This window comes from Kitasatospora sp. NPDC058218, from assembly GCF_042882445.1.
Classification (GTDB): Bacteria; Actinomycetota; Actinomycetes; order Streptomycetales; family Streptomycetaceae; genus Kitasatospora.
The window spans coordinates 91,923-100,031 of sequence record NZ_JBHVWC010000036.1 but is presented as its reverse complement, the minus strand read 5'-3'; the positions used below and the strand labels follow the sequence as shown (position 1 = coordinate 100,031).

The following is an 8,109-nucleotide window of genomic DNA, read 5'->3' as shown; positions in this document are numbered from 1 at the left end:
GGGGGGGGGGCCCGGGGGGCCCCCCGGGGCCCCCCGCGGTTCGTCCCCCGGGCACGGCGGGGGGGGGCCCCGACAACCGCCGGCCCCCCCCTCAGGCGTTGTACGGGCTCGGGTGGAAGGCCCTCGGTTACTTCTTCTTGTCCTTGCTGCCGTACGGCAGCCCGGCCAGGCCCGCGATGACCACGAAGGCCACGATCGGGATCACCACGTACAGGCCGAGGGTCTGGGCCACGGTCAGGCCGCTGCCCGGGTCGTCGCCGTCGTCCCGGGAGTAGGCCATGGCGGGCGACGACAGCAGCATCATCAGCGTGACCGTTGCGCTGACCGCGCCGGCTCGCAAAGCGTTCCTCTTGTCCACGCTGCTCAACTTACCCGCCACTTACCTCACCCCGCTCGGCGGGGTCGGCCTTTCGAGCCGGCCGGTCGGCGGCCCGCAGGAGGTCGGCCAGGCCCTGCCCGGCCGGGGTGGCGGCCAGCTCGTCCAGCGTCACCGGGCGGCCGGAGCCGTCCGCGACCGGCAGCCGCCAGTTGGGGTACTGGTCCCAGGTGCCGGGCAGGTTCTGCGGGCGCGGGTCGCCCACGAGATCGGGCAGCCAGACGCCGACCAGCTCGGCCGGAGTGGCCAGCAGGAAGCGGTACAGCACCGGCGCCGAGAGCGGCTCACCCTCCGCCAGCAGGCCCAGCCGCGTCAGCTCGGCCCGCCAGTCGGCGAGCTCGCCCCGCGCCTGCGCCTGCTCCTCGTCCAGCGAACGGGCCAGCAGGCCCAGCCGGTGGCGCAGCTCGACGTGCTCGCCGGAGAGCCGGGCGGCGGTGCTCGGCAGGTCGTGGGTGGTCAGGGTGGCCAGGCTGCCGGACCGCCAGCGCTCCGGGGCCAGGATCTCGCCCTCGGCCTGCCAGTCCCGCTCGAACCAGAGCACCGAGGTGCCCAGGACACCGCGCGCCGCCAGCTCCTCGCGGACCCCCGGCTCCACCGTTCCCAGGTCCTCGCCGATCACCGCCGTGCCGGCCCGGTGCGCCTCCAGCGCCAGGACGCCCAGCATCGCCTCGGCGTCGTAGCGGACGTAGGCGCCCTCGGTCGGCGGGTGGCCGGCCGGCACCCACCAGAGCCGGAACAGGCCCATCACGTGGTCGATCCGGATCGCGCCCGCGTGCCGGGCCGCCGAGCGCAGCAGCTCCGCGTACGGGGCGTAGCCGGAGGCGGCCAGCGCGTCCGGACGCCAGGGCGGCAGGCCCCAGTCCTGGCCGTGGGCGTTGAAGGCGTCCGGTGGGGCGCCGACCGAGATGCCGCCGCCCAGCGCGTCCTGGAGCGCCCAGGCGTCGGCGCCGTCCGGGTGGACGCCGACGGCGAGGTCGTGGATCAGGCCGACGGCCAGACCTGCGGTGCGTGCGGCCTGCTGGGCGCCGGCGAGCTGCCGGTCGACCTGCCAGGCGAGCCAGCGGTGGAACTCGACGCGGTCCTCCAGCTCCTGCGCGGCGAGCGCGACGTGCGGGCCGCCCGGGTGACGCAGGCCCTTGGGCCAGGCGTGCCAGTCGGCGCCGTGCACCTCGGCGAGGGCGTTCCAGAGCGCGTACCGCTCCAGCCACTCGCCCTCCCTGCGCCGGTAGGCCTCGTACGCGGCCCGACCGCCCGCCCCGCGCGGCACCTCGTGCAGCAGCTCCAGGGCCCGGCGCTTGAGCGCCCAGACGGCGTCCCGGTCGATCAGGCCGTCGTGGCCCAGCACCTCGGCGCGCAGCCGGGCGGCGCGGCGCCCCAGCTCCTCGGCCTCGGCGCGCTGCTCGCCCGTCAGGTAGCCGTACTCGGGGACCGCCTCGACGCGCAGGTGCACCGGGTCGGCGAAGCGGCGCGAGGAGGGCCGGTAGGGGGACGGGTCGGAGGGGACGGCGGGCAGGGCGGCGTGCAGCGGGTTGATCTGCACGAAGCCCGCGCCGAGGCCGCCGGCCCACTGGGTCAGCTCCGCGAGGTCGCCGAGGTCGCCCATGCCCCAGGACCGGTCGGACAGGACGGAGTAGAGCTGTGCGAGGAAGCCCCAGCTGCGGCCGGGGAGCTGCGGCAGCCGCTCCGGCGCGACGATCAGATGGGCGTACTGCTCGGTGGCGTCGGTCCGCGCCCTGAGCCGGTGCCGCCCCAGCGGCAGGTCGGCGGGCAGCCAGTGCGAGTGCCCGCGCGGCAGCTCCCAGACCCCGCCCTCCTCCAGCTCGACGCTGAGGCGCGCGTCCGCCGGCACGTCCAGCGCGGTGCGCCGCCCGGCCCGCACCACCACGCAGGGCGGCAGCAACCGCGCCCGCTGCTCGGCGCGGTGACGCTCCAGCGCCTCCCGCACCGCCTCCGGCGTACCGGCCTCCACCCCCAGCGCGGCCAGCACCGCGACCAGCGTCCGCGCGCCCGGGTGGTACGCCTGGTCCACCCCGTACGCCTGCGCCAGTGCCACCAGCTCCGCCGGGGGAGGCGGCGCGTCCTGCGCGGGCACCTCCAGGCCGTCGGCTCCGTCACGGTCGAGATAAGCGGCCACTCGCGGCTCCTGCGATGTCTCGGCAACGCCCAGTCAGGACAGCCACAGTCCTACCCGCGTGACGGCCCGGTGACCCGGTGCGACACACGGCCGACGCGAGGCCGCCCCGACGACGGCGCCTCACCGGGGCCCGCGCCGCGGGACCGGGCCCTCGGAGGGCGCCGGATCCGGTGGGCGGGAGGGACGGGCCCCGGGTGGTTCGGGGCGGGATGATGAAACGACAAAGGGGACAAACTTGGCATACCCGTCGGCGGCGTTGACACCAGCAGGGCCAACTGGTGGGCTTTGGCCCGATGTGGTCGTTGCTTGGCGAGGAGGCTCCTGTGCAAGCCCGAGTGTCCGTCGCTGCAGGGCGGCGGTTGAGGCAGCAGCTGGAGCAGAGTCCGGCGCTGCGGGACGTGTTGCAGCATCCGGCGGCGATCGCGGCGCGGCGGGCGACCGCGCGGACGTGCCGTCAGCTGGCGCCCAGGGCGGCGGACCGGCTGATCGCGGATCTCAAGGGCACGGAGCCGCTGCTGGCGTCGGTGCGGGCCGAGCGGGCCGGGGTCGGGCGGGCCACTCCCAGCCGGCGGACGCTGCAGGTGGCGGCGACGCTGTCGGCCGCGGCCGTGGTCGGCGGGCTGCTGGTGAGCGGTCCCGTCGCGTACGCCTACAGTCCGGGGCCGGACGTGGTGAGCACCGCCGAGCAGACGCCGCTGGGCAGCATGAGCAACCCCCAGGTCTTCCCGCGTCCGCAGGAGCAGAGCGTGGCCGGCCGGCCCGTCGCGGTCCCGGCGGCGGTGACGCTGGTGACCGCGCCCAAGGCGGACCACGGCGCCGTGGACACCGTGCGCGAGGTGCTGGGCGTGGCCGGGGCCACCACGGTGACGCCGCAGACGGAGACCGGCCCGCCGGTCGCCGGATCGCTGGTGGTGTACATCGGAGGCCCGTCCGAGGGCGCGGGCGGCGACGTCGACCGCGCCCTGCGGGAGCTCACCGTGGCGGCGGGCGGCAAGGACAGCGCCGCCCCCTCCACCACGGGGATGCCCGCCGGCGGGTACGTGCTCTCCGCCGGCCAGCTGCCGGCCCCGACCGGCGGGACGTACGGCGTGGTCGTGCTGGCCGGCGCCGACCAGGCCGGTACCTTCTACGCGGCCCAGAGCATGCGCCAGCTGCTGGCGGTCGTACCCGCCGGGCAGGGACAGGCGCCGGGCGCGGCCGGCCTCGGACTGCCGGGGATCACGCTGCGCGACTGGCCGTCCGGCGCGCCGGTGCGCGGCACCGCGGAGGCGTTCTACGGCACCCCGTGGAGCCAGCAGCAGCGCCTCGACCAGCTGGACTTCCTGGGCCGTTCCAAGCAGAACTTCTACCTCTACGCCCCGGGCGACGACCCGTACCGGCTCTCCCGCTGGCGCGACGCCTACCCGGCCGCCAAGGCGGTGGAGCTGAAGGCGCTGGCCGCCCGGGCCGGCGCGAACCACGTGACGGCGGGCTACGCGATCGACCCGGGGCAGTCGTTCTGCTACAGCTCCGCCAAGGACGCGGACGCGCTGGTCGCCAAGCTGGACGGACTGCGGGCCCTCGGCTTCACCGCGTTCCAGCTGCAGTTCCTGGACGTCTCCTACGACGAGTGGCACTGCGGCGACGACCGGTCCAAGTACGGCACCGGGCCGGCCGCCGCCGCCAAGGCGCAGGCCGAGCTGGTGGCCAAGGTGCAGGACCGGCTGATCGCGAAGACCCCGGGGCTGGCACCGCTCTCCGTGGTGCCGACCGAGTACCACCAGCAGGGCTCCACGCCCTACCGCAAGGCGCTGGCGGCGGCGCTGCCGGCGGGCGTGCAGGTGGCCTGGAGCGGGGTCGGGGTGATCCCGGAGAAGATCACGGGCGCTCAGGCCGCCGAGACCGCCGACCTGTACGGGCACCCGCTGGTCACCATGGACAACTACCCGGTGAACGACGCCAACCCGGACCGGCTCTTCCTCGGCGCCTACACCGGGCGCGACGCGGACGTCGCCGCCCGGTCGGCCGTCATGCTCACCGGTGCGATGCGGCAGCCGGTGGCCTCGCGGATCGCGCTCGCCACCGCCGGCGACTTCGCCTGGAACCCCGCGGGGTACAAGCCGGAGGACTCCTGGCAGGCCGCGCTGCGCTCACTGGCGGGCCCGGCCGGCGCCACCGCCGCCCCGGCCGGGGCGGTCCTGGCGTCGGTCACCGCACTGGCCGGCAACAGCTCCTCCTCGCCGCTGTCCGCGCAGGAGTCCGGCTACCTCGCCCCGCTGCTGGAGCGGTTCTGGGCGACCGCCGAACCGAACGCCGGGGCGGCGCCCGACCTCGCCCGGCTGATAGAGGCGGCCGCCCCGCTGCGGGAGTCCTTCGCCGCGATGGCGGGGGCCCAGCAGACCCTGACCGCCACCCCGGCCACCGCGTCGCTGGCCGCCGAGGCCGGCCCCTGGCTGGCCCCGCTGCGCGACTACGGCCTCGCCGGCCAGGCCGCGCTGGACATGCTGCTGGCCCAGCGCGGCGGCGACGGCGCGGCGGCCTGGCGGGCCCGGGTCGAGCTCAACAAGCTGCGCGAACAACTCGGCCAGAGCCCGGCCACGGTCGGCACGGGCGTGCTCGGCCCGTTCCTGGAGCGCGCCGTACGGGCCGCCGACAACTGGGCCGGCGTGGTCGGCGGCGGGGCCGCCCCGACCACCACCCTGGGCACCGCGCACGACCACCTGCCGGCGCTGATGACCGACGGCGTGGCCGACACCTTCTACTGGAGCTCGGCGCCCCCGCAGCCCGGTGACTCGGTCGGTCTGGACCTCGGCGGCGGCCGCCCGGTCGGCAGCGTCACCGTCCTGATGGGCTCCTGGGGCAACGGCCCGGACGGCCCGAGCGCGCTGGACGACTACATCCGCGACGGCGTCCTGGAGTACTCCACCGGCGAGGGCGGCTGGAAGCAGCTCGCCCAGGTGAAGAACCAGAAGAGCGTCACCGCCCAGCTGCCCGCCGGGACGGTCGTCCGGGCGGTGCGGCTGCGTGCCACCGCCGCCCAGAAGACCGCCGTGGCGGTCCGCGAGTTCACCGTGACCGCACCGGACGAGGCCCCGGCCAGCGTCTCCGGCGGCCCGGCCGCACTGCCCGGCGCCTCGGCGGGCAGCGTGCTGGACGGCAACCCGGACACCGCCTACCGGGCGGCCACCGCGCCGACCGCCGCGGACGAGCCGCTCACCGTCGAACTGGGCACGGCCCGGCCGCTCGACCGGCTGACCGTCCTCACCGACCCGACCGTCCGGGCCTCCGCCACCGTCTCGGTGCGACACGCGGACGGCACCTGGGCGGAGATCGGCACCGTCCAGCCCGGCTACAACGAGCTGCCGGCCGGCGGTCAGAGCGCGGACGCCTTCCGACTGGCCTGGAAGCCCGGCGGGGAACCGCCGGTCGTCAACCAGGTGATCCCCTGGTACGCGGACGCCCCGGCCGCCCGGCTGAGCCTGGCCGACGCCGCGCTGGACGTGGTGACCGGCGCGGCCGCGCCGGTGCAGGCCCGCGCCATGATCGAGGCCGGCCGGCCCGAGGGCACGGTCGGCGAGCTGCGCACCGAGGTGCCGGCGGTGGCCAAGGGCCTGACCGTGGCACCGGCCTCCGGGGTGAGCGTGCCCCGCGGCGGCCGGGTGGGCGTACCACTGCTGGTCAGCGCCGCACCGGGGACGCCCTCCGGCACCTACCAGGTGCCGGTGCTGTTCGTGACCGGCACGACCACCGTGCGGCAGGTGCTCCAGGTGCACGTGGTGCCGCCGACCGGCGGGCCGGACCTCGCCGGCACCGCGAAGGCCGCCTCCTCGGCCGACGAGACGCCGTCCTTCCCCGCCTCGGCGGTGGCCGACGGCGACCCGAAGAGCCGCTGGTCATCCCCCGCCAAGGACGACGCCTGGGTGCAGCTGGAGCTGCCGAAGGCCGCCCACCTGGGCTCGGCGGTGCTCCACTGGCAGGCCGCGTACGCCTCCTCGTACAAGATCCAGACCTCGGCGGACGGCGTCTCCTGGACGACGGTGGCCACCGTGGACGACGGCAAGGGCGGCAACGAGACGGTGCGGTTCGACGCACCGGACGCGAAGTTCCTGCGGGTCCAGGGCGTCGCCCGGGCCACCAAGTACGGCTACTCGCTCTGGGGCGTCGAGCTGTACGCCGTCACCGACCCGGCCGCCCCGGTGACCGGGCAGCCGGCCCCGACCCCGGGCACCCCGACGACGACCCCGGCCACACCCACGGCACCGGCCACCCAACCCGCCACCGCCCCGTCGGGGGCACCGTCGGGCACCCCGCCGCAGAAGCCGTAGCGGCCCGAGGCGCAAGGCCCTCCTGCCCACTGGCGGCCAGGAGGGCACGGAGGGTACGCGAGCACCGGGGGCCAGAGGGCGACCACCGTATTGACCCCCGCCCCGCACCAAACCCGCCCCGAGCGGACGCCCCACCCGCCTTGAGCCCCGCCCCGCGCCGAACCCGCCCCGAGCGGACGCCCCACCCGCCTTGAGCCCCGCCCCGCGCCGAACCCGCCCCGAGCCGAAGGGCCGCGCCGGTGCCGAAAGGGAGAAGCGCGGGAGCGACGGTGGGGGCACCCCCGGCCGGAGGCTGGGGGAGAGCGACGGAGCGCCGACCGTCGGCACCGGATCAAAGCGGCCCGGAGGCGAGCGGGCGACAATACGGCGGGCCGCCGTGCTCCCCGATACGGGGTGCGCGGCGGCCCATGAGGCGTACCGAAGATATGAGGGCAAGCCCTTGTGGAGCGGGGTCAGGCGGAGAGCGGTTCGGGCTGCTCACCACGGCGGGCGGGGGCGGAGTGGCCGGAGTGCGCCCGGCCGAGCGGCAGCGGGTGCGCGGCCTCGGTATGGTCGTGGTGTTCGTACTCGGCCCACTGCGGGGCGTGCAGCTGGTCGCCGCCGCCGTAGGGCTCCAGGTAGGGCCGCCAGCGCGGGTCCTTGATCCCGGTGCCGATGATGCGCCAGGCCAGGCCGCTGGGCGGGGCGGGTGGCCGCTTCATCCGCCAGCCGAGTTCGGTGAGGTGGCGGTCGGCCTTGGTGTGGTTGCAGCGGCGGCAGGCTGCCACCACGTTGTCCCACCGGTGCTGGCCGCCCCGGCTGCGCGGGATGACGTGGTCGACGCTGGTGGCGGCGGCCCCGCAGTAGACGCAGCGGCCGTGGTCGCGGGCGAACAGCGCCCGGCGGGTGAGCGGGACGGGCCCGCAGAACGGGACCCGGACGAAGCGGGTCAGACGGACGACGGACGGCGCCGGAAGGGCGCTGGTGGCGCTGTGCAGAGTGACTCCCGAGTCCTCCAGGCTGACCGCCTTGTGGTTGAGGACCAGGATGAGTGCGCGGCGCATCGATACGACGCCGAGTGGCTCGTAGGACGCGTTGAGGACCAGGACATGCGGCACGGATGCCTCCTTGGACGCCTGCGGCGCGTGGCTCGCGCCGGGACGAGCGGTTCGACCACGCAACGGGTGCGTGATCTCCCCCAGTGTCGCCTTACGCCTTTGTACGGCGCCACCACTCCTGTGTAACGGAGCTGATGTGAACTCCGGGTGTGGGTTCTGTCATACCCGATATGCCCGGGCGAAGGACGGGTTGCACCC

4 protein-coding genes are annotated in these 8,109 nt (G+C 76.0%); 1 reads left to right on the top strand and 3 read right to left on the bottom strand.

All coding sequences use genetic code 11. The features are described 5' to 3' along the window. Positions 1 to 127: 127 nt before the first annotated feature. Together ACFVYI_RS22950 and malQ are read right to left on the bottom strand one after the other, a co-directional pair. Complete coding sequence (locus tag ACFVYI_RS22950) at positions 128 to 358, bottom strand: hypothetical protein (protein ID WP_387888527.1); 231 nt, start codon at positions 356 to 358, stop codon at positions 128 to 130. Positions 359 to 368: 10 nt separating this feature from the next. Next, complete coding sequence (malQ, locus tag ACFVYI_RS22945; protein ID WP_387888535.1) at positions 369 to 2,468, bottom strand: 4-alpha-glucanotransferase; 2,100 nt, start codon at positions 2,466 to 2,468, stop codon at positions 369 to 371. Positions 2,469 to 2,869: 401 nt separating this feature from the next. Here malQ and ACFVYI_RS22940 point away from each other — a divergent pair, with 401 nt between their 5' ends. Continuing rightward, positions 2,870 to 6,814, top strand: coding sequence for a beta-N-acetylglucosaminidase domain-containing protein (locus ACFVYI_RS22940; RefSeq protein ID WP_387888524.1), 3,945 nt, complete (start codon positions 2,870 to 2,872; stop codon positions 6,812 to 6,814). Between the two features lie 452 nt (positions 6,815 to 7,266). Here ACFVYI_RS22940 and ACFVYI_RS22935 read toward each other — a convergent pair whose 3' ends face one another. Continuing rightward, positions 7,267 to 7,911 (bottom strand): HNH endonuclease, encoded by a 645-nt coding sequence (locus ACFVYI_RS22935; protein WP_387888521.1) that lies wholly within the window; start codon positions 7,909 to 7,911, stop codon positions 7,267 to 7,269. Positions 7,912 to 8,109 lie beyond the last annotated feature (198 nt).